Annotated in this window: 24 protein-coding genes; 11 read left to right on the top strand and 13 right to left on the bottom strand. The window is 65.5% G+C overall.

The features are described from left to right. Nucleotides 1-40: 40 nt before the first annotated feature. The 8 genes from POS17_RS15630 (at nt 41) to chrA (ending at nt 8,573) form a co-directional block, all read left to right on the top strand. Complete coding sequence (locus POS17_RS15630; RefSeq protein ID WP_060839409.1) at nt 41-553, top strand: RNA polymerase sigma factor; 513 nt, start codon at nt 41-43, stop codon at nt 551-553. After that, entirely contained in the window at nt 546-1,499 is a 954-nt protein-coding gene (locus tag POS17_RS15625) for a FecR family protein (RefSeq protein WP_060839408.1), read from the top strand. The genes POS17_RS15630 and POS17_RS15625 overlap by 8 nt, the downstream gene beginning before the upstream one ends. A 122-nt stretch (nt 1,500-1,621) precedes the next feature. Next, nucleotides 1,622-4,099 (top strand): TonB-dependent siderophore receptor, encoded by a 2,478-nt coding sequence (locus POS17_RS15620; RefSeq protein ID WP_060839407.1) that lies wholly within the window; start codon nt 1,622-1,624, stop codon nt 4,097-4,099. Nucleotides 4,100-4,332: 233 nt separating this feature from the next. Further along, nucleotides 4,333-5,049, top strand: a complete 717-nt coding sequence (locus tag POS17_RS15615; RefSeq protein ID WP_060839406.1) for a helix-turn-helix transcriptional regulator — start codon at nt 4,333-4,335, stop codon at nt 5,047-5,049. Nucleotides 5,050-5,101: 52 nt separating this feature from the next. Continuing rightward, entirely contained in the window at nt 5,102-5,431 is a 330-nt protein-coding gene (locus POS17_RS15610; protein ID WP_060839405.1) for a ketosteroid isomerase, read from the top strand. A 171-nt stretch (nt 5,432-5,602) separates the two neighbouring features. Continuing rightward, nucleotides 5,603-6,730 carry a cell division protein ZapE gene (zapE, locus tag POS17_RS15605; protein ID WP_060839404.1) on the top strand — a complete coding sequence of 376 codons (1,128 nt, stop codon included), beginning with the start codon at nt 5,603-5,605 and terminating at the stop codon, nt 6,728-6,730. 158 nt (nt 6,731-6,888) lie between these two features. Next, entirely contained in the window at nt 6,889-7,380 is a 492-nt protein-coding gene (locus POS17_RS15600; protein ID WP_060839403.1) for a GNAT family N-acetyltransferase, read from the top strand. Continuing rightward, a complete protein-coding gene (chrA, locus tag POS17_RS15595) occupies nt 7,380-8,573 on the top strand; it encodes a chromate efflux transporter (protein ID WP_060839402.1) in 1,194 nt (397 codons plus the stop codon). Before POS17_RS15600 ends, chrA begins: the two co-directional genes overlap by 1 nt. On the opposite strand, the gene POS17_RS15590 is transcribed toward chrA, so the two are convergent. The 5 genes from POS17_RS15590 to POS17_RS31010 all read right to left on the bottom strand — a co-directional run bounded on the left by POS17_RS15590 (nt 8,570) and on the right by POS17_RS31010 (nt 13,676). Continuing rightward, entirely contained in the window at nt 8,570-9,997 is a 1,428-nt protein-coding gene (locus tag POS17_RS15590; RefSeq protein ID WP_060839401.1) for a heavy metal sensor histidine kinase, read from the bottom strand. The genes chrA and POS17_RS15590 overlap by 4 nt on opposite strands. Further along, complete coding sequence (locus POS17_RS15585; protein WP_060839400.1) at nt 9,994-10,668, bottom strand: heavy metal response regulator transcription factor; 675 nt, start codon at nt 10,666-10,668, stop codon at nt 9,994-9,996. The genes POS17_RS15590 and POS17_RS15585 overlap by 4 nt, the downstream gene beginning before the upstream one ends. Before the next feature lie 321 nt (nt 10,669-10,989). After that, entirely contained in the window at nt 10,990-11,214 is a 225-nt protein-coding gene (locus POS17_RS15580) for a hypothetical protein (RefSeq protein ID WP_016963250.1), read from the bottom strand. 307 nt (nt 11,215-11,521) lie between these two features. Further along, nucleotides 11,522-13,264: a phosphoethanolamine transferase CptA gene (locus POS17_RS15575; protein ID WP_060839399.1), complete on the bottom strand. Its 1,743-nt coding sequence runs from the start codon at nt 13,262-13,264 to the stop codon at nt 11,522-11,524. A 229-nt stretch (nt 13,265-13,493) separates the two neighbouring features. Continuing rightward, nucleotides 13,494-13,676, bottom strand: coding sequence for a DUF6026 family protein (locus POS17_RS31010; protein ID WP_082729251.1), 183 nt, complete (start codon nt 13,674-13,676; stop codon nt 13,494-13,496). Between the two features lie 413 nt (nt 13,677-14,089). Between POS17_RS31010 and gnd the strand changes: the two genes are divergently transcribed. From gnd to POS17_RS15560, 3 genes are read left to right on the top strand one after another with little or no spacing between them, the layout of a single operon-like run. Continuing rightward, the gene (gnd, locus tag POS17_RS15570) at nt 14,090-15,070 is read left to right on the top strand and encodes a phosphogluconate dehydrogenase (NAD(+)-dependent, decarboxylating) (protein WP_060839398.1); all 981 of its coding nucleotides are present in this window, start codon (nt 14,090-14,092) and stop codon (nt 15,068-15,070) included. Then, complete coding sequence (gene zwf / locus POS17_RS15565) at nt 15,067-16,584, top strand: glucose-6-phosphate dehydrogenase (RefSeq protein WP_060839397.1); 1,518 nt, start codon at nt 15,067-15,069, stop codon at nt 16,582-16,584. The genes gnd and zwf overlap by 4 nt, the downstream gene beginning before the upstream one ends. Then, on the top strand, nt 16,581-17,402 hold the full coding sequence (locus POS17_RS15560) for a Cof-type HAD-IIB family hydrolase (RefSeq protein WP_060839396.1): 822 nt from the start codon (nt 16,581-16,583) through the stop codon (nt 17,400-17,402). Before zwf ends, POS17_RS15560 begins: the two co-directional genes overlap by 4 nt. 92 nt (nt 17,403-17,494) lie before the next feature. Here the strand turns inward: POS17_RS15560 and nhaB are convergent, their stop codons facing one another. The 8 genes from nhaB to paaB all read right to left on the bottom strand — a co-directional run bounded on the left by nhaB (nt 17,495) and on the right by paaB (nt 26,111). Beyond that, a complete protein-coding gene (gene nhaB, locus POS17_RS15555; RefSeq protein ID WP_060839395.1) occupies nt 17,495-18,997 on the bottom strand; it encodes a sodium/proton antiporter NhaB in 1,503 nt (500 codons plus the stop codon). A gap of 320 nt (nt 18,998-19,317) precedes the next feature. Further along, entirely contained in the window at nt 19,318-21,372 is a 2,055-nt protein-coding gene (paaZ, locus tag POS17_RS15550; RefSeq protein WP_060839394.1) for a phenylacetic acid degradation bifunctional protein PaaZ, read from the bottom strand. Nucleotides 21,373-21,435: 63 nt separating this feature from the next. Continuing rightward, nucleotides 21,436-23,082 carry a cation acetate symporter gene (locus POS17_RS15545; RefSeq protein WP_060839393.1) on the bottom strand — a complete coding sequence of 549 codons (1,647 nt, stop codon included), beginning with the start codon at nt 23,080-23,082 and terminating at the stop codon, nt 21,436-21,438. Then, on the bottom strand, nt 23,079-23,387 hold the full coding sequence (locus POS17_RS15540) for a DUF485 domain-containing protein (RefSeq protein ID WP_060839392.1): 309 nt from the start codon (nt 23,385-23,387) through the stop codon (nt 23,079-23,081). The genes POS17_RS15545 and POS17_RS15540 overlap by 4 nt, the downstream gene beginning before the upstream one ends. A 50-nt stretch (nt 23,388-23,437) precedes the next feature. Then, entirely contained in the window at nt 23,438-24,514 is a 1,077-nt protein-coding gene (paaE, locus tag POS17_RS15535; RefSeq protein WP_060839391.1) for a 1,2-phenylacetyl-CoA epoxidase subunit PaaE, read from the bottom strand. A gap of 28 nt (nt 24,515-24,542) precedes the next feature. Beyond that, nucleotides 24,543-25,073 (bottom strand): 1,2-phenylacetyl-CoA epoxidase subunit PaaD, encoded by a 531-nt coding sequence (gene paaD, locus POS17_RS15530; protein ID WP_060839390.1) that lies wholly within the window; start codon nt 25,071-25,073, stop codon nt 24,543-24,545. After that, nucleotides 25,060-25,821 (bottom strand): 1,2-phenylacetyl-CoA epoxidase subunit PaaC, encoded by a 762-nt coding sequence (paaC, locus tag POS17_RS15525; protein ID WP_060839389.1) that lies wholly within the window; start codon nt 25,819-25,821, stop codon nt 25,060-25,062. Before paaC ends, paaD begins: the two co-directional genes overlap by 14 nt. 8 nt (nt 25,822-25,829) lie before the next feature. Then, nucleotides 25,830-26,111 carry a 1,2-phenylacetyl-CoA epoxidase subunit PaaB gene (gene paaB / locus POS17_RS15520; RefSeq protein WP_060839388.1) on the bottom strand — a complete coding sequence of 94 codons (282 nt, stop codon included), beginning with the start codon at nt 26,109-26,111 and terminating at the stop codon, nt 25,830-25,832. Nucleotides 26,112-26,122: the final 11 nt, after the last annotated feature.

Here is a 26,122-nt window from a genome sequence, read left to right as displayed (position 1 = left end):
GTGGAATAATCCGCCTCCCCGATCCGCGGACCGCCTTCCGATGCTGCCCACCCCCAGCCTGCTGCGCAGCTTTCAAGAGCATTACAACGACCTGCTGAAGTTTCTCACCCGGCGCATGAGCGATCGCCAGCGGGCGGCGGACGTGGCCCAGGAAACCTACCTCAAGCTGCTCAAGGTCGACCAGCAGACGCTGGAGGTGCACGACGATCGCCGCTTCATCTTCCGCGTGGCCGGCAACCTGGCCATCGACACCCTGCGCCGCGAGCAGCGCCTGGCGGCCAACCTCAGCGACGGCGAGCCACACAATGACGCGGTGGACCCGGCCCCGGCGCCGGAAGCGGTGCTGCTGGCCAAGGAGCGCCTGGCGCTGCTCGACCAGGCCCTGGCGCAGCTCTCGGACAACGCCCGCCAGGCCTTGCTGCTCAATCGTCTGGAAGGCCTGACCCAGGCGCAGATCGCCGTGCGCCTGGGTGTTTCCGAAAGCATGGTGGCAAAATACATCGGCCAGGCCCTGCGCCATTGCCGCGATTGGCTGAAGGTCCACCATGAATAATTCCCTGCCAGCGGCTGCCGACGCCATGACCGACCACCCCGAAAACCTTGAAGACGCCGCCATCGACTGGCTGGTGCTGCTGCATTCCGGCCACGCCACGCCAGCCCAGCGTCTGGCGTTCCAGCAGTGGCGCCAGCGCAGCCCGGCGCACGCCGCGGCTGCCGCCGAGGCCCAGCAGTTGTGGGGCGATCTGGGGCACACCGAGGCCGCGCAGCAGCATCAGGCGCCGGTGGCGCGCCGGCCGCGGCGCTTCTGGCCGGCCCTGGCGGCTTCGCTGCTGCTGGCAGTGGGTGCTGGCATCGGCTGGCAGCAGTGGCCGGCCTTGAGCTCGGACTACCACACCGGGGTCGGCCAGCAACAGCGCATCACCCTGGCGGATGGCTCCCGGGTCACCCTCAACAGTGGCAGTGCGTTGTCGGTGGCCTATTCGCTGGACGAGCGCCGGGTGATCCTGCGCGCGGGCGAGGCGCTGTTCGAACCGCTGGCCGACCCGCAGCGACCGTTCGTGGTCCAGGCCCAGGCTCAGCAACTGCAAGGCGCTGCCGGTGCCTTCAGCGTGCGCCGCGAGGGCGAGCAACTGACGGTGGTGGTGCGCGAGGGCCAGGTGCAGTTCAGCGGCGACCACGCGCCGGTGCTGCTCCAGGCCGACCAGCGCCTGCAATACCGGGCCGGCCAGCCGCTGCTGGCCCAGCAGCGCGTGGATGCTGCCAGCCTGACCGCCTGGCAGCGCGGCAAGCTGATCTTCAACGGTCGGCCGCTGGGGGAGGTGATCGCTGAACTGGAGCGCTACCAGCATGGGCGCATCCTGATTTCCGATGGCCCATTGGCGGCCCTGCCGATCAGCGGGGTGTTCGACCTGAACGACCCGCGCGGCTCGCTCAACGCCTTGCAGCAGCGCTATCCGCTGCACGTCACCTACCTGCCCTGGCTGGCGCTGTTGCACTGAGGCAAATTTTTTTGCCCGGTGCACTGCAAGTTCCGCTGCGGGAAATCGTCGTAGTGAGACTGAGAAGAAAATCATTCTCATTGACGACATTTCAACCGGCTGGGAAGGAACACGTGAAAGCTATGTTCAAGCTGTCGACACTGGGGCGCGGTCAACACATCATGCGCCGCACATTACTGGCTCAGGCGCTGTTCGCCGGAGCCTTGAGCCCGGTTCTGGCGCTGGCCGACGAGGCCGCCACACTTACCCAGGCCAGCGCTGCCGAGGCGCGTCGGGTTTCGCTGAACCTGCCGGCCCAGCCACTGGATCAGGCGCTGACCCGCTTCGCCGACCAGGCCGATGTGCGCCTGCTGTACACCACCAGCGATGTCGCGGGCCTGCAATCCACCGCGCTCAACGGAGAACTGACCCTGGCCCAGGCCCTGCACAGCCTGCTGGCCGGCAGCGGCATGAGCTGGTCGTTCAGCGATGGCCGCACCGTGATCCTGCGCCGCGCGGCGGCTCCGGCTGCAAGCCTGGACCTCAAGCCGACCCAGGTCAGCGTGGCCTCGCGCACCAGCGCCGCGATCAGCGAGATCCCCGGCACGGTGTGGGTGGTGGAGCAGAGCCAGCTGCGCGAGCAGTTGAGCACTGGGGTCAGCCTCAAGGAAGCCATCGGCAAGCTGGTGCCGGGCCTCGATCTGGCGCCGGAAGGGCGCACCAACTATGGCCAGAACATGCGTGGGCGCAACGTCCTGGTGATGATCGACGGGGTCAGCCAGAACAGCTCCCGGGGCCTGTCCCGGCAGTTCGACAGCATTTCGCCGTTCAACGTCGAGCGGGTTGAAGTGCTGTCCGGGGCCAGCGCCATCTACGGCGGCGGCGCCACCGGCGGCATCATCAACATCGTCACCAAGAAAGGCGAGCCGGGCCCGGCGCGTTTCGAGACGCAACTGGGCGCCAGCAGCGGCTTCAACAACAGCGACGACCTGACCACCCGCATCGCTCAGTCGGTGAGTGGCGGCAACGACGCCATCAGCGGCCGGCTGGCGGTGGCGGGGGAGCAGAACCGGGCGTTCTATGACGGCGCCGGCCAGCAGATCTTCATCGACAACACCCAGACCGACCTGCAGTACAACCGCACCCTGGACTTGATGGGCAGCCTGGCCCTGCAGTTCAACGAGGAGCAGAGCCTGGACCTGCTGGCCCAGTACTACGACTCGGGCAACCACGGCAGCACCGGGATCTACTTCCCCAACCTCAGGTACAAGGCGCCGTCCAACCTGGAGGACGCCGAGCTGCGCAGCGGCTACTCCACGGACCTGGAACCGCGCACCAAGCGCCTGCTGCTCAACGCCAACTACCACCACAGCGACGTGCTGGGCCAGGACTTCTACCTGCAGGCCTCGTACCGCAAGGAAGACGACAACTTCTTCCCGTTTCCCTACTACAACAGCGGCAGCCCCGCAGGTTCCAAGGGCGTGTATTTCGCCGCTTCGCAGCAGAACTTCGAGGTCACCAGCCTCAAGGCGTTGTTCGCCAAGGAGTTCGAAGCGTTCAAGCTGACCTACGGCGTGGACCTGGACCGGGAGCGTTTCAACGCCGAACAGAGCATCTTCGACCAGGGCCTGTCCTCGGGCAGCGGCGGCCTCGACCTGGTGACCCAGAGCAAGGCGCCGCGCTATCCCAGCTACCGGGTCGACGGCCTGTCCGGCTACGCCCAGTTGGACTGGCACGCCACCGACAACCTGACGGTGTCCGGCGGCTACCGGCGCCAGCAAATGGACGTGGATGTCGACCAGTTCAAGAACGTGCCTGGGGGTAGCAACGACTATGCGGTCAACCTCTACAACCTGGGCAGCATCTACGACTTCAAGAACGGCCATCAGCTGTGGGTCAACTACGGCGAGGGCTTCGATCTGCCGGACCCGGCCAAGTTCTACGGCAAGCCGGGGCTGAGCGTCGACGACAACCCGCTGGCCGGGATCAAGAGCCGCCAGGTGGAAACCGGCTGGCGTTTTTCTGATAGCGACTGGGACGCCCAGGCGGCGCTGTACTACATCTGGTCGGACAAGGTGATCACCACCGACCAGGCCACCCTGACCATCGACGTCAAGGATCAGAAGAGCCGCGACTACGGTTTCGAGAGCGCCCTGACCCGGCATTTGCAGAACGGCTGGGAGCTGGGAGGCACCCTGCACGCGGTGCGTTCCGAGGAGGAGGGCAAGAACGGCGGCTGGAAGAAGCGCGACGCCCGTTATGCATCCCTGTCCAAGTTGACCGCCTTCGTCGGCTGGAAGGACGACAGCAGCAGTGTGCGCCTGCAGGGCAACCACGCCTTCAGCCTCAAGGACGACGCGGTTAGGCAGATCGACGCCACCCACAGCGTCGATGCGCCCAACACCATCGACGGCTACACCACCTTCGACCTGCTGGGCAGCCACGACACAGCCTTCGGCACCTTCAGCGGCGGCATCCAGAACCTTCTGGACAAGCAATACAGCACGGTCTGGGGCCAGCGCGCCAAGCTGTTCTATTCGCCGACCTACGGCCCGGACTACCTCTATGACTACCAGGGCCGTGGCCGCACCTACACCCTGACCTGGACCATGGCCTACTGACGCTGCTGCGGTCGCCGCTGCCGGCCCCCGGCGAGGCAGCGCCTAGTCCCGCGGGGCCTTGTTTGGCGATCCCCGGCCGGCCCTTGGAGGGCGGCCGGGATCCTGCGTCCCCGGGGCCGTTCGCAGCCTGCGGCAGCGGCAACACAATCCCCCGCCAGCACTCAGCCTCCTGACAGAAACTGTCAGGAGGCTTTGGTAATCTGCGCCGGTGTTTTTTCCGGAGTCCGTCCAAGGTGTCGCGAGCCAGCCGTTTACTCACCCTGTTGCAGATGCTGCGAGGCAAGAGCCGTCCCGTTACCGCCGCTACCCTGGCGGCGGAGCTGGAGGTGTCCGAGCGCACCCTGTACCGCGACATTGCCGAGCTGACCTCCCTCGGCGCGCCGATCTACGGCGAGGCCGGCATCGGCTATGTGCTGCGCAGCGGGCTGTTCCTGCCGCCGTTGATGCTCAATGCCGATGAAACCGAGGCCGTGGTGTTGGGCCTGCGTTACGTCGATCAGCGTGGCGACGAGGTGCTGAGCAAGGTCGCCGCCGACGCCATGGCCAAGATCGCCGCGGTGCTGGCCCCGGCGGCCCAGGATGCCTTGCGCAACCCGACCCTGCTGCCGGGCCCGGCGGGCTGGGGCTTTCCGGACAATCCGGTGTCGCTGAACGTGTTCCGCCAGGCGATCCGTCATCAGGCCAAGCTGTTGATCGACTATGCCGACGTCAACCGCACCCCCAGCCAGCGGCTGATCTGGCCGCTGGCCCTGGGTTTTCTCAACGAGGCCCGGGTGATCGTGGCCTGGTGCGAGCTGCGGGGCGATTACCGGACCTTTCGCACCGACCGCATCGCCGTCGCCCAGGAGCAGGGCGAGCTGTATCCGGGGCGGCGCAGCGACTGGCTGCGAGCCTGGCGCAAACGCCTGCAGAGCGATGAGCAGGGCCGATTCACTGCTGACAGGAAATGACGCAAGGGGGCTTTAGCATGGCGTCCTCATTCAACAGCAAGGAGCTTTTGTCATGTCGGCCACAGACCCTTCCCTGGCCCCGGCCATCGTCGCTTATGTCGCGGCGGTCAACAGCGGCGACAGCACGCTGGTGGCGTCGATCTTCGCCGCCCGGGCGCAGATTTTCGATGAGCGTGAGCACTGCGTGGGGCCCCAGCAGATTGCCCGCTGGATGGGCGCAGGCGCGCGTCGCCTGGAAGTCCTCGGGGTTCAGCAGCGTACCGGAAAGATCTTGCTCGACAGCCGGGTGTGCGGCGATTTCCCCGGCAGCCCCCAGGCGTTGCGCCACACCTTCCGCCTGGACGACCAGGGCCGCATCGAGCGCCTGGACATCTCGCGCTGATGCAGCCGCGGCCGCAGGCCGCCAACGGCCGGCAGGGGCGCAAAGGGCCTGGGCGCGGCCCAGGCCCTGGCGCTCCCTGGCGCCGCTCGCGGGTTTGGCGGCGGCCACGGATCAGGCCCGGAGCGGCGGGTGATGGCATACTGCGGCTCTTTGCCAGGAGGCCAGCGGCCCATGCCATTCGATTCCCCCATGAGCGCTTACCGGCATGCCCTGGAGCAGGACGGCTTTGTCGCCGATCCCGCCCAGGCGCGTGCGGTGCAAGCCTTGCAGCAATGTCATGAGGCGCTGCATCAGGGGCGCAAGCCGGTGCAGGGGGTCTACCTGTGGGGCGCGGTCGGGCGCGGCAAGACCTGGCTCATGGATCAGTTCTACCAGAGCCTCAGGGTGCCGGCCCGGCGTCAGCATTTTCATCACTTCATGGGCTGGGTGCACCAGCGCTCGTTCCAGCTCACCGGCACCGCCGATCCCTTGCAGGCCCTGGCCCGGGAGCTTGCAGAAGAGGTGCGGGTGCTGTGTTTCGATGAGCTGTTCGTCAACGACATCGGCGATGCGATCATTCTCGGGCGCCTGTTCCAGGTGATGTTCGAACAGGGGGTGGTGATGGTCTGCACCTCCAACCAGCCCCCCGAACAGTTGTATGCCGATGGCTTCAATCGCGAGCGCTTCCTGCCGGCCATCGACGCCATCCGCCAGCACCTGCAGGTGCTGGCGGTGGACGGCGAGCAGGACCACCGCCTGCACCCCGGCGCCGCCACGCAGCGCTATTGGCTGAGCGTCGAGGGCCAGCCCAGTGCCCTGGAACCGCTGTTTCGCGAGTTGAGTGCGGGGCAGGCGGTGTCCAGCGAGCCGCTGCTGATCGGCTATCGAACGGTATCGGTGGTCAAGGCGGCGACGACGGTGATCTGGTGCCGCTTTGCCGACCTTTGCGAGCAGCCGTTCTCGGCCATGGATTTCATGGCCCTGTGCGACCGCTACCGGGCGATCCTCCTCAGCGAGGTGCCCAATCTCAGTGCCCGGCAACGTCCGGGGCGCATTGCCCGGGGCACCGAGGATGGGGCCCAGCGGGTGGTGGCAGGCGATCGGGAACTGCCGCAACTGTCGATCCACGACGACAGCGTGCGGCGCTTCATCGCCCTGGTGGACGAATGCTACGACCGTGGAGTGCCGCTGTACCTGGAGGCCCGGGTGCCGATGGAGCAGCTGTACACCGAGGGCTACCTGGAGTTTGCCTTCCGTCGCACCCTCAGCCGCCTGCGGGAGATGCAGTTGCAGCGTTTTGCCCGGCAGCCGGGTGCTTGACTGGGAAGTGCTTGCCGCTGATGCGAGTCGTTTCCATTGCCTAGGATTTTTCTCTGGCAAGTGGCGGGAATATCTTCGTTTGGTCAAATCCACCGGCCTACAATCCAGGCTGCCCGAGCCCTGAGCGCTCTCTTCCAATGCGTTGATCGAGGATGAACATGGACGTTGCCGATGTCGTGGTGCTGCAAGCTAGCTACAGCAATCCGGTGCATGCCGAAGCCATAGGGGTACTGCTCAACCACTATGCCGAGGACCCCATGGGGGGTGGTCGGCCCCTGGAGCAGGACCTGCTCCGGCAACTGCCGGCGGAACTGGCCAAGCGGCCTCAGGCGTTCAGTGTGCTGGCCTTTGCCGGGGGCCAGCCGGTGGGGCTGGTGAACTGCTTCGAGGGTTTTTCCACCTTTGCCTGTCGGCCCCTGGTGAATGTCCACGATGTGCTGGTGCTCGACGGCTTTCGCGGTCAGGGCCTGAGCCGGCGGATGCTGCAGAAGGTCGAGGACATCGCCCGGCAACGGGGCTGCTGCAAGATCACCCTGGAGGTGCTGGAGGGCAATGCCCGGGCTCAGGCGGCCTACCAGGCCTGCGGTTTCGCCGACGCCAAGCTCGATCCGGCCCATGGCCGCATGCTGTTCTGGAGTAAAGCCTTGTAATGTCCGCTGTCAGCCCGGCGTCCGAGCCTTGCGCGTCCAGGGAAAGTCCCTGGCAGATTTTCCTGATGTTCCTGCGCCTGGGGCTGACGTCGTTCGGTGGGCCGGTGGCGCACCTGGGGTATTTCCGTCAGGAGTTCGTCCAGCGCCGCCGCTGGCTGGGGGAGGCGGCCTACGCCGAGCTGGTCGCCCTGTGCCAGTTTCTTCCGGGACCGGCCAGCAGCAAGGTCGGCATTGTCCTGGGGGTGTCACGGGCGGGCCTGCCCGGTGCCTTGTGCGCCTGGCTCGGTTTCACCTTGCCGTCGGCGCTGGCCCTGGCCTTGCTGGCGCTGGGAATCGGCAGTGGGGTGCCTCCCGGGGTGCTCAAGGGCTTGCAGATTGTGGCGGTCGCCGTGGTCGCCCTGGCGCTGTGGGGAATGGCCCGCAGCCTGTGTCGTGGTGCCTTGCGTATCGCCATTGCCCTGCTCGCCGCGTGGCTGGTGCTGCGCTGGCCGGGCCTGAGCGGACAGTTGCTGGTGATGCTGCTGGCGGCGCTGGTGGGGGGGGTGCTGATCACCCCGGCCGCCCGGACCGAGGTCGATGCGCTCGCCCCCTGGGGCAGTCGGCGCCTGGGTGCGCTGCTACTGGCGGTGGCTGCCTTGCTATTGCTGGTGCTGCCCTGGCTGTCGGCGCTGTGGCCACACACCTGGCTGCGCCTGTTCGACGCTTTCTATCGCATCGGCGCCCTGGTCTTTGGCGGCGGGCATGTGGTGTTGCCGCTGTTGCAGAGTCAGGTCGTGGAGTCCGGCTGGATCAGCGATCCCCTGTTCATGACCGGCTATGCCAGCGCCCAGGCGGTGCCGGGGCCGTTGTTCAGTGTCGCGGCGTTCATCGGGGCGGCCATCGACGGTTGGCCCGGGTCCCTGATCTGTCTGTTGGCGATCTTCTTGCCGGGCTTTTTGCTGGTGATCGGCGTGCTGCCTTTCTGGCAGACCTTGCGCCAACGTCGGCGCATCCAGGCGGCGCTGGCCGGGGTCAATGCCGCGGTGGTGGGGGTACTGGCGGCCGCGCTGTACCAGCCGCTGGGGACCAGCAGCGTGACCGGGCCCACAGAACTGCTGGCGGTGCTGCTGGCCCTGGTGATGCTGCGCAGCGGCCGGGTACCGCCCTGGGCCCTGGTGCTGCTGGGGGCGGCGCTGGGCGGCTGGCTGCTCTAGGCATCGTGCAAGGCCGGATCGGGCTTGGGGAACACCAGGCGGAACTCGGTGAGGTGCTGTGGATCGCTGGCGACCTCGGTGCGTCCTTGATGCAGGTTCATGATTGAGCGAACGATCGCCAGGCCCAGTCCGGTCCCGCCTTCGGCCCGGGTGCGGCTGCTGTCGACCCGGTAGAAGCGCTCGAACAGATGGGGCAGGTGGCAGGCGGCGATGCCCGCTCCCGGGTTGCCCACGGCCAGGCTGACGTCCTGCAGTTGGCGTTCGATCCGCAGGGTGATCCGTCCCTGTTCCGGGCAATGGCGAATGGCATTGGACAGCAGGTTGGAAATCGCCCGCTGGATCATCAGGCGATCGCCCTGCACCCAGGCGTCGCCGCTTAACTCAAGTGCCAGCTGCTTGTCCTCGGCACTGAGGGCGAACAGGTCCATGACCCGGCGTGCCTCCTCGGCCAGGGATACCCGGGTGAAGCGGGCCTGGGAGGCCGGCTGGCTGACCTGGGCCAGGAACAGCATGTCGGCGACGATCCGGGTGACCCGCTCCAGTTCCTCGATGCTCGATTCCAGCACGGCCTTGTATTCCTCCGGCGGGCGTTCCCGGGACAGGGTCACCTGGGCCTTGCCCATCAGGTTGCTGATGGGCGAGCGCAGTTCATGGGCCAGGTCGTCGGAGAACTGCGACAGGCGCTGCACCCCGCCATCCAGGCGGTGCAGCATGACGTTGAAGCCCTGGCCCAGTTCCGCCAGCTCCCGGGGCAACCGCTCCAGGTTCAAGCGATGGGTCAGGTCCTGGGTGGTGACCTTGGCGGCCACCCGGGTGAACTGCTGCAGGGGCAGCAGGCCGCGCTGCACCAGGCGCCAGGCGCCGATGCCGATCAGCAGCAGCAACAGCGGCAGGGCAATCACCGTGGAGCGCAGATAGGCGCTGAGCAGGGCCTGATCGTTGCTGCGGTCCAGGCTCAGGATCACCCGCACCTGTTCGCCGTTGCGCAGGCTCATCGCTCGGGCGGCGCCGAGCAACTGGGTGCCGCGGTGGTCGCGCCAGTCGAAGTAACCGCTGTCGGGCACCTTCTTCAGGGCCTCGGGCAGCGATTGCTGCAGATCGCCGCCGACATTGAGCAGGGGCTCGGCCAGCGGGTCGCTGCCCAGGATGCTCAATTGCAGGTTGTCGTGGCCCAGCACCAGGTCCAGCAGGGAGTGGGGGCGGGCGGCCAGGTCGCTGCTCTTGAGGTCGCTGGTCAGGCTGTGGCGGATCTGTTCCAGCTTGCTGTCCAGACCCTTGCGCGCCAGGTTGTCCAGCTCGTGGCTCAGGGCCAGGTAGGCCAGGCTCGCCAGCAGCAGCACCAGCGCCGCCCCCATCAGGCTGACGGTCAGCCCCAGGCGCATGGACAGGCTGCTATTGCTGGCGGGGGCGGGCGAGGTTTTCATGGGCGCACTTCCAGGACATAACCGACACCGCGCAGGGTGTGGATCAACCGCACCTCGTGGGCTTCGTCGATCTTGGCCCGCAGGCGGCTGATGGACACTTCCACCACGTTGGTGTCGCAGTCGAAGTTCATGTCCCAGACCAGGGAAATGATTTGCGTGCGGGTCAGTACTTCTCCCGAATGACGCATCAATACATGTAGCAGGGTGAATTCCTTGGTGGTCAGGTCAATACGCCGATCGCCGCGATAAGCCCGATGACGTCGCGGATCAAGTTGCAGATCGGCCACTTGCAATACTTGCGAAGGGGCTGCAGGTTCAGCGCGCCGTATCAGGGTGCGCACCCGTGCCAACAACTCGGGAAACTGAAAGGGTTTGACCAGATAATCATCGGCGCCCATGTCCAGTCCCTTGACCTTGTCTTCCAGACGACCGCGAGCGGTCAACATCATGACCCGTGCCTGAGATTGTCCGCGCATATCTTGCAACACTTGCCAGCCATCTTTGCCCGGCAGGTTTATATCCAGGATGACCAACTCGTAAGGCTGCTGTTGAATCAGGTGCAAACCGTCCACGCCATTGTTGGCGCGATCGACCACATAACCACTTTCACTCAGGCCTTGGTGCAAGTAGTCCGCTGTTTTGGGTTCGTCTTCAACCACCAGGATGCGCATTGCCGGATTCTCTTCAAAGTGCTTGGGAAGTATCGAATGAGGGGGAGGATGAAGCCTGTAGTAGCTACAGGGTCAACAGAAATAATCAATTAATTCAGATGATTAGCCGCTGAGTCGATGAATGGCGTGTGATCGGACGCAGGCATCCTAATTCAATCGGCACGCGCGCAGTGGCAAATGACAGAGTTGTAATGCAGGGGTCATTGTGGTGACAGAAAGTTGTTTTAAGCGGATATAAAAAAGGCGCCCAACAGGGCGCCAAAACGTCCATCTCTGTCACAGGAGCACAATGTCCAGAGTGGGTATTGCGTTGAACATGGATCAAGCGTCGGGCTGTTGTTTCTTGGCGTCCGGCGCGGAATAGTGAGTACCGGCCTTGTCTTGCTCGGTCTTGGCGAGGTTCTGGTTCTTATCGCCGTGAATCTGTTGCTGATTGACCCGGAAGTTCTCGTAGAAGCGTTGCATATGCTCGGCTCCGCCTTCGGCAAAGGCTGCACTGGAAGTGGCTAGGATCAAACCGCTAAATACCAAAGTTGAAAGTTTCATACTGCGTTTCCTACTTAAGAGTGTTCGGTCACTTGTTTCGTCCCTGTACAAGAAGTGATGGGGCAAGTTTCAGCGAAGTGTATTAAGTGAGGGTTAACGTCAGCCTGAATGCACAATTGCATTCTTGACAACATGTGTCCGTTGCCAAGTGCAGGCCGCTATGAGCCGCTGTGCCGACAGAGGCATTGATCAGGGCGGGTGCTGGCGCTTTCGTCGACCAGCAGGCTTCTACGGGGGCAGGCGGAAGGGGGAAGGGCTGTTGCGTATTGGCGCGGATGGGGGCCGTTGCGGCCCCCGGTGTGGATTCTTACTGCTGCACCACGGCGGCGTCGGTCGGCGGCTTGGGCTTCATCAGGCTGAAGTCGATCAGCGGCTTGCTCTGGCGCGAGTAGGGGTCGCCAATCAGCAGGGGGCGAGGCTTGAAGCTGTCGCTGATCAGGCTGCGGCTAGGGTCCAGCTGATCGAAGCTCAGGCCGGCCAGTTCGGCCCAGGTATGCACCAGCTGGGAGCTGATGTAGGGCCGGCTGAGGTCGGAAGCAAAGTTCCAGTCATGGGTTTCGCGCCATTTCGGCGAGGCCCAGGCCATGAACGGAATGGTGTACATCGGCGCGGTGGGCTTGCCTTCGTTGCGTCCCAGGGTGTCGTGGCCGGCAGAGTCGAAGACGTCTTCGCCGTGGTCCGACAGGTACAGCAGGAAGCCGTTGGGGTCGGTCTTGGCGTAGTCCTTGATCAGGCTGGACACCACGAAGTCGTTGTACAGCACGGCGTTGTCATAGCTGTTGTAGGTCGGCACCTGGTCGTCGTGCACGCCGGCCGGCACGCCCTGGCGATCGGTGAATTTTTCAAAGGTCGGCGGGTAGCGGTACTGGTAGCTCATGTGGGTGCCCAGCAGGTGCACCACGATGAACTTGCGCGGGGCGCTGTCGGCCAGGGCCTTGGAGAAGGGCTCCAGGACGTCGCCATCGTACTGGCGGGCGTTCTGGTTGCGGTTGTTGTTCAGGTAAACCTGCTCGTCCGCCTGTTCAGAGAAGGTGGTGAGCATGGTGTTGCGCTTGGTCATGGTCTGCTGGTTGGTGATCCAGTAGGTCTTGTAGCCGGCCTGCTTCATCACGCTGACCAGGGAGGGGGTCTTGAGATACAGGTCGGGGTTTTCTTCATCGGCGAAGGTCAGTACCTGTTGCAAGGCCTCGATGGTATAGGGGCGCGGGGTGATGACGTTGTTGAACACCGCCAGCTGGTCCTTGAGCTTGTCCAGCTCCGGAGTGGTCTGGCGCGGGTAGCCGTACAGGCTCATGCGCTGGCGGTTGGTGGATTCACCGATCACCAGCACCAGGGTGGCCGGCTGGTTGGCCATGCTGTCCTTGAGGTTGGTCAGGGGCGGGATCTTGCTGACGCTGTCGAGCATGCCTTGCATGCCGTCCAGTTGCTGACGGTAGCGGCGATAGGCGACCACCATCTGCCATGGCACTGCCGGCTCGATGCGGGTTTCGAACTTTTCCAGGCCGTCGGCCAGGGTTTCGGTGCGCGAGATCTGCTTGACCAGGGGGTAGCCGACAATCGCCACCAGGATCGCCGCGGCGGCGACCAGTGCCTGGCCCCGGGGCAGGTAGACCGGGCGCAGGCGGGTCCAGAGGAAGATGGCAAAGGCCGTGTGGGCCAGGAAGGCCGCAACCATCCACCAGGCAAAGTACTGGGTCAGGTATTCACCGGCTTCCGAGGGGTTGGACTCGAACATGATGAAAATGACGCTTTGCGAGAACTCCTGCTGGTAGATGAAGAAGTAGCCCAGGCTGGCCATGGAACAGGCCCAGAGCACCACACCGATCACCGCGGCCATGACTTTGGTGCGCGCCGGGAACAGCAGCATCGGCGCCAGCCAGATGGCACTCATGAAGAACGCCTGGCGGAAACCGGCGAAGCCGGAGGTGTCGGTCAGCTGGATCAGCAGTTGAGTGATGCCGGAGAAATACCAGAAGAACAGGAACAGCCAGAGCAGGCCCATCCAGTCGAAACCTGCCGCAGACGTCGTACTGCGTTTGAACAAAGCCATTCAGTGCTCCCCACAATTCCAAGATCATTGGGCGCAGGTATCGCGCCGCAAATGAAGCCCGCCGTCGGTAACAAGACGGCCACAATGGCCTGGAGTATCGAGTGGCAAGTGTGAAAAGTTCGTGAGGCAGACGTGGGATTTTTGTCCGGGAAGCCGCCGCAGTCACGGCTGTTCGGCGGATGCGCCGTTGGACAGATAACGCAGGCCGGGCCTGCGTCGAGGGGCGAGTTCAGCTCGCGGAGGGAAGGTGCAGCTCGGCGACAGGGCCTTGAGCCTGGGCCTGCAACATCCGGCGCAGTTGTGCGACCTCTTGTTGCAACTGGTCGCGTTGCTCCTTGAGCTGACGCAATTCGTCGCGACGAATGGTCACATAAAGGGTTTGTGCAGGTCGTGCCGGTTGTACTGTGCCCATTGCTTCACCTCGCAAATGGCGTGCCTCAACTATGCTGTGCTCTGCCCATGCCGGGCGTGGAGCGCTGTCGCAGGCGGCGATTTTATTTCTTTTTCGGGTAATGGGAACTTTTTTATTTTTCGGGGTCGCTGTGTCTTGCCGTGGTTTTCTGTCGTTATTCCCCCGGGCTCTGCGAAACTTCGCCCCGGGTGCCTGGACTAATCTTCACTCGTTGCCCGCCCGCCCGCCGGGGCGGGAACCGGGCCCGGGCACGTCGCGTTGAGCGCAGGTGGCCGCAAAAACTGCGCTTTTGTCTGAAGATTGCGCTGTCTTGGAGCGTCTTGCCTTGTATAGTTGCGCCCCTTGAAGTGGGTACCGGCCCATTGGGCTATACATTTTTTGATCTGAATTTTTTGCAGTAGGAGCATCAGCACATGCAACTGGGGATTATTGGACTGGGCCGCATGGGCGGTAACATTGCACGGCGCCTGATGCTCAATGGGCACGAAACCGTAGTCTTTGACCGCAACACCGAGTTCGTCAGCACCCTGGCCGCCGAAGGCGCCAAGGGCGTCGCCGATCTGCCGGCCCTGGTGGCCGGCCTGGAAAAACCCCGCGCCGTCTGGGTCATGCTGCCCGCCGGCGAACCCACCGAAGACACCATCGATACCCTCAGCCAGTTGCTGGAACCGGGTGACGTCATCATCGACGGCGGCAACACCTACTATAAGGACGACATCCGTCGCGCCCGCGATCTGGCGCAAAAGGGCCTGAAGTACATCGACGTCGGCACCTCCGGCGGCGTCTGGGGCCTGGAGCGCGGCTACTGCATGATGATCGGCGGCGACGCCGATGAGGTGCTGCGCCTGGATCCGCTGTTCGCGGCCCTGGCCCCGGGCCTGGGTTCGATTCCACGGACCAAGGACCGGGTCGCCGCTGACGACCGTGCCGAGCGCGGCTACATCCACGCCGGTCCCGCCGGTGCCGGACACTTCGTCAAGATGATCCACAACGGCATCGAGTACGGGATGATGCAGGCCTTCGCCGAGGGCTTCGACATTCTCAAGACCAAGTCGTCGGACATCCTGCCGCAGGATCAGCGTTTTGACCTGAACGTGGCGGACATCGCCGAAGTCTGGCGTCGTGGCAGCGTGGTGTCGTCCTGGCTCCTGGACCTGACCGCCGATGCCCTGGCCGGCGATCCGAAACTCGAAGGCTTTTCCGGTTCCGTGGCCGACAGCGGCGAAGGGCGCTGGACCATCGAAGCGGCCATGGAGCAGGCGGTGCCGGTGCCGGTGCTGTCCAACTCGCTGTTCTCCCGCTACCGCTCCCGCGGCCAGGGCACCTACGGCGACAAACTGCTCTCGGCCATGCGCTTCGGCTTTGGCGGCCATGTGGAGAGCGGGAAGAAATGACCGCCACGCGAAAGAAGTCCAAGGCGTTGCCGGCGCCGCCGACCACGCTGTTCCTGTTCGGTGCCCGGGGCGATCTGGTCAAGCGCCTGTTGACCCCGGCGCTGTACAACCTGAGCCGCGACGGCTTGCTGGATGAGGGACTGCGGATTGTCGGCGTCGACCACAATGCGGTGAGCGACGCCGAGTTCGCCACGCTGCTGGAAGACTTCCTTCGCGATGAAGTGCTGAACAAACAAGGCCAGGGGGCGTCGGTGGACGCCGCCGTCTGGGCCCGCCTGACCCGGGGCATCCGCTACGTCCAGGGCGATTTCCTCGACGATTCCACCTATGTCGAGCTGGCAGCACGGATTGCCGCCAGCGGCACCGGCAATGCGGTGTTCTACCTGGCCACCGCGCCGCGCTTCTTCGGTGAAGTGGTGCAGCGGCTGGGGGCGGCGGGGCTGCTGGAAGAGCGGGAGGACGGCTTTCGCCGGGTGGTGATCGAGAAGCCCTTCGGCTCCGACCTGCAGACCGCCGAAGCCCTCAACGCCTGCCTGCTCAAGGTCATGAGCGAGAAGCAGATCTATCGCATCGACCATTACCTGGGCAAGGAAACCGTGCAGAACATTCTGGTCAGCCGGTTCTCCAACAGCCTGTTCGAAGCGTTCTGGAACAATCATTACATCGACCACGTGCAGATCACCGCGGCGGAAACCGTCGGGGTCGAAACCCGTGGCAGCTTTTATGAACACACCGGCGCCCTGCGGGACATGGTGCCCAATCACCTGTTCCAGCTGTTGGCGATGGTGGCGATGGAGCCCCCGGCGGCCTTTGGCGCCGACGCGGTGCGCGGCGAGAAGGCCAAGGTCGTGGGGGCGATCCGCCCCTGGTCCCTGGAAGAGGCCCGGGCCAACTCGGTGCGCGGTCAGTACAGTGCCGCCGTGGCGGACGGCAAGCCGGTGCCGGGTTATCGCGACGAGGCCAATGTGGCGCCGGACAGCAATACCGAAACCTATGTCGCGCTGAAGGTGATGATCGACAACTGGCGCTGGGTCGGGGTGCCGTTCTACCTGCGTACCGGCAAGCGCATGAGCGTGCGCGACACCGAGATCGTCATCTGCTTCAAGCCGGCGCCTTATGCGCAATTCCGTGACACCGAGGTCGAGCGCCTGTCGCCGACCTACCTGCTGATCCAGATCCAGCCCAATGAGGGCGTATGGTTCGATCTGCTGGCCAAGCGGCCCGGGCCGAGCCTGGACATGGCCAATATCGAGTTGGGCTTTGCCTACCGCGATTTCTTCGAAATGCAGCCGTCCACCGGCTACGAGACGCTGATCTATGACTGCCTGATCGGCGACCAGACCCTGTTTCAGCGCGCCGACAACATCGAGAACGGCTGGCGTGCGGTACAGCCCTTTCTCGATGCCTGGAAGCAGGACGCCAGCGTGCAGCCTTATCCCGCCGGCACCGATGGCCCGGCGGCCGGCGACGAGCTGCTGGCGCGGGACGGCCGGGTCTGGCGCCCCCTCGGATGAGTGTCTCCAAGGCGCCGTCGATCCAGTTCCTGCTCAGTGACATGGACGGCACCCTGTTGCGTCCCGACCACAGCATCAGCCCCCGCACCCTCGATGCCGTTCGCGCCTTGCGCGAGGCTGGGGTGGCGTTCAGCCTGGCCACCGGCCGACCGCCGCGGGCCATGCAGCAGCAGATCGAGGCCCTGGGCGTGGACCTGCCGACAGCGGGGTTCAATGGCGGCAGCATCGTCAGGCCCGATGGCCGCTTTCTGGTTCGCCATCATGTGCCGGTGCCAGCGGCGGTGAGCGCCTTGCTGCTGTTCGAAGCGTTCCCGCAGATCGAGACTTGGGTGTTCGCCGACAACCAATGGCTGCTGCGCCACCTCGATGGCGCCCTCATGCCCCTGGAGCGCCAGGCCCTGGGCTTTGGGCCGAAAGTGGTGGACAGTTTCGAGGAGTACCTGCCGCGCATCGACAAGATCGTGGCCGCCAGCAGCGACCATCGGTTGCTGGTGGAGCTGGAGGCTCGCTTGCATGCAAGCACCGCCGGGCAGGCCCAGGCGTCCCGTTCCCAACCCAGGTTCCTTGATGTCACCGCCCTGCAGGCGGACAAGGGACAGGCCCTGGTCACCCTGGCCGAGTACCTGGGCGTGCCGCTGCAGCGCACCGCGGCGCTGGGGGATGGCGGCAACGACCCGGCGATGTTCCAGCGTGCCGGCCTGTCGATTGCCATGGGCCAGGCGCAGGAGCAGGTCAAGCGCCAGGCGGATGTGATCACCGGCAGCAACCTGGAAGACGGCGCCGCCGAGGCCATCGAGCGCTACATCCTCCTGCGCTGAGGAGCATGGCCGGGCGTTGCGCCGGGCCACGGGCTTGCTGCTATCGAATCAAGCGCGCCGCAACGTCCAGCCCCGGGGCGGCGCGGCAGTGCCTACAGCCAGTAGCTCACCGCGTACCAGCCCAGCAGGCCCATGACCACGGTGTAGGGCAGGGCCATCCACACCATGCGGCCGTAGGACAGGCGAACCAGCGGCGCAATCGCCGACGTCAGCAGGAACAGGAACGCCGCCTGGCCGTTGGGCGTGGCCACGCTGGGCAGGTTGGTGCCGGTGTTGATGGCGATCGCCAAGGTCTCGAAGTGTTCGCGGCTCATCTGTCCGGCGACGAAGGCCCGTTTCACTTCGGTGATGTAGATGGTGGCGACGAACACGTTGTCACTGATCGCCGACAGCAGGCCATTGGCGATGAACAGCATGCCCGGTTGCTGCTCCTGCGGCAGCGCCAGCACCCACTGGATCAGCGGCACGAACAGTTGCTGCTGGTGAATCACTGCGACCACGGCAAAGAACACTACTAGCAGGGCGGTGAAGGGCATGGCGTCCTTGAAGGCGTTGCCCAGCCGGTGCTCATCGGTAATCCCGGTGAGGGCGGTGATCAGCACGATCACCAACAGCCCGATCAGCCCGACTTCGGCCACATGCAGGGCCAGGCCGATAATCAGGATCAAGGCCGCCAGCCCCTGCACCAGCAGGGCCGCCCGTTGCCGCGCGCTGCGCTGGGCATCGTCTTCGGCGGCGTAGTTGGCCAGCACCCGGCGCACGTTGTCCGGCAGCAGGGTGCCGTAACCGAACCAGCGCAGTTTTTCCAGCAGCACGCAGGTCGCCAGCCCCGCCGCCAGCACCGGCAGGGACACCGGCGCCACCTTGCTGAAGAACTCGGCGAAGTGCCAGCCCATCTCGTGGCCGATCAACAGGTTCTGCGGTTCACCCACCAGGGTGCACACGCCGCCCAGGGCCGTGCCCACGGCGCCGTGCATCAACAGGCTGCGCAGAAAGGCACGGAACTGCTGCAGGTCGTCGTGATGCAGGGGCGGCAGGTGCTGGTCGTCGCCAAAGGCGCTGTCCTGGCGCGGGTCATTGCCGGAGGCCACCCGGTGGTACACCGAGTAGAAGCCCACGGCGGCGCTGATGATCACCGCGGTGACGGTCAGGGCGTCGAGAAAGGCCGAGAGAAAGGCCGACAGAAAGCAGAACAGCAAGCCCAGCAGCGCCTTGGAACGCACCCCCAGCAGTAGCCGGGAGAACAGGAACAGCAGCAGTTCCTTCATGAAATAGATGCCGGCCACCATGAACATCAGCAGCAGGATCACCGGGAAGTTGTGCACCAGTTCGTCATACAGGGCCTGGGGCGTGGCCATGCCCAGCAGTAGCGCCTCCACCAGCAGCAGGCCGCCGGGCATCAAGGGGTAGCACTTGAGGGCCATGGCCAGGGTGAAGATGAACTCGATCACCAGGCACCATCCGGCCGCCGCCGGGCTGACCCAGAAGTACAGCAGGGGATTGAGCAGCAGGAAGGCGAGGATGCTGGCCTTGTACCAACGTGGGGACTGGCCGAGAAAATTGTGCGCAAACGCCTGGGCCATTGAGCCGGACATGGGCTGCTCCTTGTGTTGAGAAGCGCGCAACTTGCCGCATGGCGAATTGAGAATCAAGAATTGATGAAATCTTTTGCGACAATCGCCTCCACCCAAGCGATCCGGCCCCCACCCTAGTAGGCGCCGGCTTGCCGGCGAGCAGGCCCTTGGCTCCTGCACAGTGCCGCTGGGCGCCTTCGCCGGCAAGCCAGCGCCTACGCTCGGCACACCATCGGGGGGGCTCTTGCAGGCGCCGGCTTGCCGACGAATGGGCCTGTGAGTCTTGCGCAGCGTTCAAGGACGCCTTCGCTGGCCCGCCAGCGCCTGCCTGGGGGCGGGGTTTAGTCGGGGCGCTTGGCGACCAGGGTCAGGATGTCGTAGCTGGCCACCAGCTCACCCAGCTGGTTGGTCACTTCCACGTCCCAGGCCACCACCCCTTGCGGCGTGCCCTGGGGGCTCTGCTTGCCCTGATCGATCTTGCGCTTGCAGGTCAGGCGCGCCTGCAGGGTGTCGCCAATGCCCACCGGGCTGATGAAGCGCAGTGTGTCCAGGCCATAGTTGGCCAGGACCGGGCCCGGCCCCGGGGAGACGAACAGACCGGCCGCCGCCGAGAGCACGAAATAGCCGTGGGCAATGCGCTTGCCGAACTGCGACTGCTTGGCGGCAATCTCGTCGAAGTGCATATAGAAGTGGTCCCCCGACAGGCAACCGAAATTCACCAGGTCGGCTTCGGTCACGGTGCGCCGGTGGGTCAGCAGGGATTCACCGACCTGCAGGTCCTGGAAGTGCCGGCGGAACGGGTGGACCTCGGTTTCGATGACCTTGGCGCCGCGCACGTATTCACCGGTCACTGCCGCCAGCATGCTCGGGGACCCCTGCACCGCGGCCCGCTGCAGGTAGTGCTTGACCGCCCGCAGGCCGCCCAGCTCTTCACCGCCACCGGCGCGACCCGGGCCGCCGTGCTTGAGTTGCGGCAGCGGCGAGCCATGGCCGGTGGATTCGCCGGCGCACTCGCGGTCCAGGACCAGCAGCCGGCCGTGCCAGGCCGCGGCCCGGGGGATGACCTGGGCGGCGATGCCCGGGTCCTTGGTCACCAGGCTGGCCACCAGGCTGCCCTTGCCACGGGCGGCCAGTTCCAGGGCCTGATCCAGATCGTCGTAGGCCATCAGGCTGCTGACCGGACCAAAGGCCTCGATATCGTGGGCGCCGCCCTGGGCCAGGGGATCGCGGGCCAGCAGCAGGGTCGGGGCAAAGAACGCGCCCTGGCTGACGTTTTCGCCCCGGGGCTCGAAGCCGTCCCGGGCGCCGAACAACAGGTCGCTGCTGTGCAGCAGGCTTTCCAGGCGCTCGGCCACGTCCCGCTGTTGCGCGTGGGAGGCCAGGGCGCCCATGCGCACGCCTTCCAGCGACGGATCGCCGACCACCACCTTCGCCAGGCGCTCGCGCAAGCCCGTGGCTACTGCATCCAGCTGTTTGGCCGGAACGATGGCACGGCGGATGGCGGTGCATTTCTGCCCGGCCTTGACCGTCATTTCCCGCACCACTTCCTTGATGAACAGCTCGAACTCCGGGTCGTCCGGGGTCACGTCCGGCGCCAGGATCGCGCAGTTCAGCGAATCGGCCTCGGCGTTGAAGGGCACCGAGTGGCGGATCAGGTTGGGGTTGGCCCGCAGCGTGGCGGCGGTGACCGCCGAACCGGTGAAGGTCACCAGGTCCTGGCCTTGCAGGCGATCGAGCAGATCGCCGGTGCCGCCGATCACCAGTTGCAGGCTGCCTTCGGGCAACAGGCCGGACTCATGCATCAGGCGCACCGCCGCCTCGGTCAGGTAGCTGGTGGCACTGGCCGGTTTGACGATGCAGGGCATGCCGGCGAGAAAGCAGGGGGCGAACTTTTCCAGCATCCCCCAGATGGGAAAGTTGAAGGCGTTGATGTGCACCGCCACGCCGCCACGGGGCACCAGGATATGGGTGCCGGCAAAACTGCCGAGCTTGCTCAGGGGCTGTGCCGGGCCTTCGTGCAGCAGGTTGCCCGAGGGCAGCTCGCGGGCGCCGAGCCCGGCATAGCTGAACAGGGTGCTGTTGCCGCCCTCGATGTCGATCCAGCTGTCGGCCCGGGTTGCGCCGCTGTGGTGGGACAGGGCGTACAGCTGTTCCTTGCGCTCGCCAAGGTACAGCGCCAGGGCCTTGAGGCGCCGGGCGCGCTCCTGGAAATCCAGGGCCAGCAGGGCTCGGGCACCGTTCACGCGGCCATGTTGCAGCGCTTCGGCGAAGTCCAGGGGCTCTTCATGGGTGCGCGCCACTTCATGGCCGTCGATGGCGCTGCGCAAGGCCTGGGCCGGGTGCTGGCCGATCCAGCGGCCGCCGATAAAGCTTTGCAGGGTAGGAGACTGTGGCATGGGAGAAAGGCTCCGAAGGGTCAAGTGAGGGCCGGCGCACCGTACCGGGCGCCGGGAGACAACTCAGTGATGGCTGGCGCCGACAGCGCCGATGCCGGTCATGGACCGGATGAACTGCGCCAGGTAGCGGCCGCGCTCCAGCTCGGCCCGGGGCGAGCGGTCGCTGACGGACAAGGCCCAGGCCGTAAGGAACGCCAGGCTCATGGAGAACAGCGCCGGGTTGGCGTAGGGAAACAGCGCCTGGGGGTGATGCAGCACATTGACCCAGACCGCCGGGCTGAGGATCAGCAGGACAATCGCCGAGATCAGCCCGGCCAGGCTGCCGCCCACCGCGCCCCGGGTGGTCAGGCCTTTCCAGAACATGGAAAGAAACAGCACGGGGAAATTCACCGACGCGGCAATCGCCAGCACCAGCCCCGAGAGAAAGGCGATGTTCTGCGATTCGAACAGCAGCCCCAGCAGCACGGCCAGGACGCCGATGCACAGGGTGGCGATCTTCGAGACGCGCATTTCCTGCTGGGTGCTGGCCTGGCCTTGGCGCATCACGCAGGCATACAGGTCATGGGACACCGCCGAGGCGCCGGACAGCGCCAGCCCGGCCACCACCGCAAGAATGGTGGCGAAGGCCACGGCCGAGATGAAACCCAGGAACAGGTTGCCGCCCACCGCCTGGGCCAGGTGCACCGCGATCATGTTGGCGCCGCCGATGATCGCGCCGCTGGCGTCGCGATACTCGGGCTCGGTGCCGACCATGACGATCGCGCCGAAGCCGACCACGATCAGCAACAGATAGAAGTAGCCGATGAAACCTGTGGCATAGAGCACGCTCTTGCGCGCTTCCCGGGCGTCGCTGACGGTGAAGAAGCGCATGAGGATATGGGGCAGCCCGGCGGTGCCGAACATCATCCCCAGCCCCAGGGAAATGGCGTCGATGGGGTTCGACAGCAGCCCGCCGGGGGCCATGATCGCGCTGCCCTTGGCGTGCACCTCGCTGGCGCGGGCGAACAGCGCCTCGCTGCTGAAACCGAAGTGCTTGAGCACCATGAAGGCCATGAAGCTGGTGCCCGAGAGCAGCATCACCGCCTTGATGATCTGCACCCAGGTGGTGGCCAGCATGCCGCCGAAGGTCACGTAGCAGACCATCAGCAGGCCCACCAGCATCACCGCGTGGAGGTAGCTGAGGCCGAACAGCAGTTCGATCAGCTTGCCGGCGCCGACCATCTGCGCCACCAGGTACATCAGGGCCACGGTCAGGGTGCCGAACGCCGAGGTCAGGCGCACCGGCGTCTGGGCCAGGCGATAGGAAACCACGTCGGCGAAGGTGTAGGTGCCCAGGTTGCGCAGGCGTTCGGCGATCAGGAACAGGATGATCGGCCAGCCGGCCAGCACCCCGAGGGCGTACAGCAGGCCGTCGTAGCCGTTGAGAAACATCATGGCCGAGATACCCAGGAAGGACGCGGCGGAGATCATGTCACCGGCAATCGCCAGGCCGTTCTGCAGGCCGCTCATGCCGCCGCCGGCGGTGTAGAAGTCCTTGGCCGAGCGGGTGCGCAGGGCGGCCCAGCGGGTGATGCCCAGGGTCAGCAGGACGAACACCAGGAACATGCCGATGGCGTTCCCGTTCAGCGGGCGGGCGCTGTCGTCGGCGGCCAGGGCCAGGTCCCAGGCCAGCAGGCAGGGCAGCAGGAAGGCTCCTGCACCGCGCTTCATGACCGGCACTCGCGCTTGAGTTTGTCGTTCAGCGGGTCCAGCAGCCGGTTGCTGCGATACACATAAAGACCGGTGAGGGCAAAGGCCAGGAGAATCATCGCCACGCCCACCGGCATGCCGACGCTGGTGGCCCCGCCGGACAGCGAGCGGCCCAGCAGGCCGGGATTGAAGGCCACCAGCAACACGAAGCCGTAGTAGGCCAGGAGCATGACCAGGGTCAGGGACCAGTAGAGTCGCTGCTTGCGCCGGACCAGCTGGATAAAGTCCGGGTGGCGGGTGATGCGGTCTATTTCTTGCGGGCTCATGGGCGGTTCTCTCTTGTTGTTGTTCTGGGGCACGCGTACCGACGCTGGGTTCAGGGCTGGTCGAAGTCCAGGACCACCTTGTCGCTGAGGGGATAGGACTGGCAGGACAGCACATAACCGGCCGCCACTTCGTAGTCTTCCAGGGCGTGGTTGCTGTCCATTTCCACCTCGCCTTCGATGACCTTGCACTTGCAGGTGGAGCAGACCCCGGCCTTGCACGAATAGGGCAGTTCGGCGCCCTGGGCGTTGCCGGCATCCAGCAGGCTCTGGCTGTTGCGCGGCAGGTCAAAGGCCAGGGCCCGACCGTCGCTGATCACGGTGATCCGGCTGACCTGCGGGTCCTGGGCGCGGGCGGCTTCCCGGGCCTGGCGCTTCTGGCCGTCGCCGGCGGCATGGAACAGCTCGAAGTGGATGCGCTCGGCCTTCATGCCGGCGGCCTTGAGGCTGTCGCGCACGGTTTCGGTCATGGCCTGGGGGCCGCAGATGAAGGCCGCGTCCAGTTGCCTGACATCGAGCCAGCGGGAAAACAGTTGCCGGCATTTGTCCTGGTTGATGCGGCCGTTGTAGAGGTCGATGTCCTGCTGTTCGCGACTGAACACGAACACCAGGTTCAGGCGCTGCAGATAGCGGTTCTTCAAGTCCTCCAGCTGTTCGCGAAACAGCGCCGAGGCGCTGGAGCGGTTGCCGTAGAGCAGGGTGATGCGACTCAGCGGCTCGCCTTCCAGGGTGCTCTTGATGATCGACAGGATCGGCGTGATGCCGCTGCCCGCGGCCACCGCCAGGTAGTGGCCGCGACGGGTCGGCTCCAGCTCGACATGGAAGCGGCCGGCCGGAGGCATGACCTCCAGCGACTGCCCGGGCTTGAGCCGTTCGTTGGCGAAGGCCGAAAAGCGCCCGCCGCTGACGCGTTTCACCGCGATGCGCAGCTCGTCGTCATTCACCCCGCTGCAGATGGAGTAGGAGCGCCGGACTTCCTCGCCCTCCAGTTCGGTGCGCAGCACCAGATGCTGGCCCTGGGTGAAGTGGAACTGCGCTTGCAGGTGCCGGGGAATCTCGAAGGCGATGGACACCGCGTCGCGGGTTTCGCTGCGTACATCCTTGATGGTCAAGCGGTGGAACTGGCTCATGGTGATTCTCCTCTGAGGCGCGGGCGGCTCAGATGCACTTGAAATAGTCGAAGGGTTCCAGGCAGTCGCGGCAGCGGTACAGGGCCTTGCAGGCGGTGGAGCCGAACTCGCTGAGGCGCTCGCTGTGGGCACTGCCGCATTGCGGGCAGAGCACCTGGGGCGCGTCCCCCAGCAGGCTGCGCTTGCTGCTGCCCGAGGGCGGCGCGATGCCGTAGGCCCGCAGGCGCTGGCGACCGCGCTCGGTGATCCAGTCGGTGGTCCAGGCCGGGGTCAGTTGGCGCACCAGGCGCGGAGCCTTGAAGCCGGCCTGTTCCAGGGCCTGGCGAATGTCGTTCTCGATCACCTCGGTGGCCGGGCAGCCGGAGTAGGTGGGGGTCAGCGCCACCTGCAGATGGCCGGCCTGCCAGTCCAGGTCGCGGACGATGCCCAGGTCGAGCACGCTGACCACCGGCACTTCCGGGTCCATGACCTGATCCAGGGTGCTCCAGGCCAGGTCCAGGTCGCCCCGTTGCAGGCTCCGCGCGCCCTGGTCGCTGCCGATCAGTTCACCAGACCGCATCGGGGTAGGCCCTCGGCAGGAATTGCATCTCGGCCAGCAGTGGGCCCAGGTGCTCGGTGTGCAGGCCCCGGCGTGCATCCAGGTAGAAATGGCTCGGCGCCTCGGGCACGGGCAGGGTGGCCCGGGCGAAGTGGGTTTCGACGGTGGCGCGCCAGGCCTCGGCCACCTGGACCGGATCGGCCCACAGGCCGGCCCGGTGCAGCTCGATTTCCGTGGCGTGGTGCTCGACCAGCTCACCGGTGAAGCGCCACAGCCGGGGGATCGCCTGCAGCATGAGCTGGTGGCTTACCTCGGTGCCGTCTCCCAGGCGCTCGACCCATTCGCTGGAACGCCGCAGGTGATAGGTGACTTCCTTGAGGGCCTTGGCGGCGATGCCGGCCATCCGCTCATCCGCCGACTGGCTCAGGCCCTTGAGGGTTTCCAGGTGCCAGGCGTCGTAGAAGAACTGCTTGAGCAGGGTCACCGCGAAATCGCCATTGGGCTGTTCCACCAGCAACAGGTTGCGGTAGGCCCGCTCGTCACGACGGAAGGCCAGGTGATCGGCGTCGCGGCCATCGGCCAGCCGTTCGGCGGCGTAGTCCAGCCAGTTGCGGGCCTGGCCCACCAGGTCGAGGCCGACGTTCATCAGCGCCAGTTCTTCTTCCAGGGCCGGGGCCCGGCCGCACCATTCGCACAGGCGCTGGCCCTGGATCAGGGCGCTGTCGCCCAGGCGCAGCAGGTGGTTGATCAGATCGTTTGCAGGGTTCATGGCCGGCCTCACATGTGTCCGACTTCAGGGGGCAGCTGGTAGAAGCTGGCGTGGCGGTAGACCTTGTCGTCGGCCGGATCGAACAGCGGGTCCTTGTCATCCGGGGAGGAGGCAACGATCTGCGCCGAGGGCACTACCCACAGGCTCATGCCTTCGCTGCGCCGGGTGTACAGGTCCCGGGCGTTGGTCATGGCCATGGCGGCGTCGGCGGCGTGCACGCTGCCCACATGCTTGTGATTGAGACCGTGCTTGCTGCGCACGAAGACTTCGTAAAGGGTCCATTCAGACATGGGATTGACTC

This window comes from Pseudomonas sp. Os17 (assembly GCF_001547895.1).
Classification (GTDB): Bacteria; Pseudomonadota; Gammaproteobacteria; order Pseudomonadales; family Pseudomonadaceae; genus Aquipseudomonas.
The sequence above is the reverse complement of the archived record's forward strand: the minus strand, read 5'-3'. Positions and strand labels throughout refer to the sequence as shown.

Bases quoted from the DNA above. Each gene is read 5' to 3' on its own strand.
- POS17_RS15580 (WP_016963250.1), bottom strand. From the start codon at position 11,214: ATGAAACTTTCAACTTTGGTATTTAGCGGTTTGATCCTAGCCACTTCC.
- POS17_RS15575 (WP_060839399.1), bottom strand. From the start codon at position 13,264: ATGGCTTTGTTCAAACGCAGTACGACGTCTGCGGCAGGTTTCGACTGG.
- nhaB (WP_060839395.1), bottom strand. From the start codon at position 18,997: ATGTCCGGCTCAATGGCCCAGGCGTTTGCGCACAATTTTCTCGGCCAG.
- POS17_RS15560 (WP_060839396.1), top strand. From the start codon at position 16,581: ATGAGTGTCTCCAAGGCGCCGTCGATCCAGTTCCTGCTCAGTGACATG.
- POS17_RS15610 (WP_060839405.1), top strand. From the start codon at position 5,102: ATGTCGGCCACAGACCCTTCCCTGGCCCCGGCCATCGTCGCTTATGTC.
- zapE (WP_060839404.1), top strand. From the start codon at position 5,603: ATGCCATTCGATTCCCCCATGAGCGCTTACCGGCATGCCCTGGAGCAG.
- POS17_RS15620 (WP_060839407.1), top strand. From the start codon at position 1,622: ATGTTCAAGCTGTCGACACTGGGGCGCGGTCAACACATCATGCGCCGC.
- paaD (WP_060839390.1), bottom strand. From the start codon at position 25,073: ATGCGGTCTGGTGAACTGATCGGCAGCGACCAGGGCGCGCGGAGCCTG.
- POS17_RS15585 (WP_060839400.1), bottom strand. From the start codon at position 10,668: ATGCGCATCCTGGTGGTTGAAGACGAACCCAAAACAGCGGACTACTTG.
- POS17_RS31010 (WP_082729251.1), bottom strand. From the start codon at position 13,676: ATGGGCACAGTACAACCGGCACGACCTGCACAAACCCTTTATGTGACC.
- POS17_RS15600 (WP_060839403.1), top strand. From the start codon at position 6,889: ATGGACGTTGCCGATGTCGTGGTGCTGCAAGCTAGCTACAGCAATCCG.
- paaB (WP_060839388.1), bottom strand. From the start codon at position 26,111: ATGTCTGAATGGACCCTTTACGAAGTCTTCGTGCGCAGCAAGCACGGT.
- gnd (WP_060839398.1), top strand. From the start codon at position 14,090: ATGCAACTGGGGATTATTGGACTGGGCCGCATGGGCGGTAACATTGCA.
- POS17_RS15625 (WP_060839408.1), top strand. From the start codon at position 546: ATGAATAATTCCCTGCCAGCGGCTGCCGACGCCATGACCGACCACCCC.
- paaZ (WP_060839394.1), bottom strand. From the start codon at position 21,372: ATGCCACAGTCTCCTACCCTGCAAAGCTTTATCGGCGGCCGCTGGATC.
- POS17_RS15630 (WP_060839409.1), top strand. From the start codon at position 41: ATGCTGCCCACCCCCAGCCTGCTGCGCAGCTTTCAAGAGCATTACAAC.
- POS17_RS15545 (WP_060839393.1), bottom strand. From the start codon at position 23,082: ATGAAGCGCGGTGCAGGAGCCTTCCTGCTGCCCTGCCTGCTGGCCTGG.
- POS17_RS15590 (WP_060839401.1), bottom strand. From the start codon at position 9,997: ATGAAAACCTCGCCCGCCCCCGCCAGCAATAGCAGCCTGTCCATGCGC.
- chrA (WP_060839402.1), top strand. From the start codon at position 7,380: ATGTCCGCTGTCAGCCCGGCGTCCGAGCCTTGCGCGTCCAGGGAAAGT.
- POS17_RS15540 (WP_060839392.1), bottom strand. From the start codon at position 23,387: ATGAGCCCGCAAGAAATAGACCGCATCACCCGCCACCCGGACTTTATC.
- paaE (WP_060839391.1), bottom strand. From the start codon at position 24,514: ATGAGCCAGTTCCACCGCTTGACCATCAAGGATGTACGCAGCGAAACC.
- zwf (WP_060839397.1), top strand. From the start codon at position 15,067: ATGACCGCCACGCGAAAGAAGTCCAAGGCGTTGCCGGCGCCGCCGACC.
- paaC (WP_060839389.1), bottom strand. From the start codon at position 25,821: ATGAACCCTGCAAACGATCTGATCAACCACCTGCTGCGCCTGGGCGAC.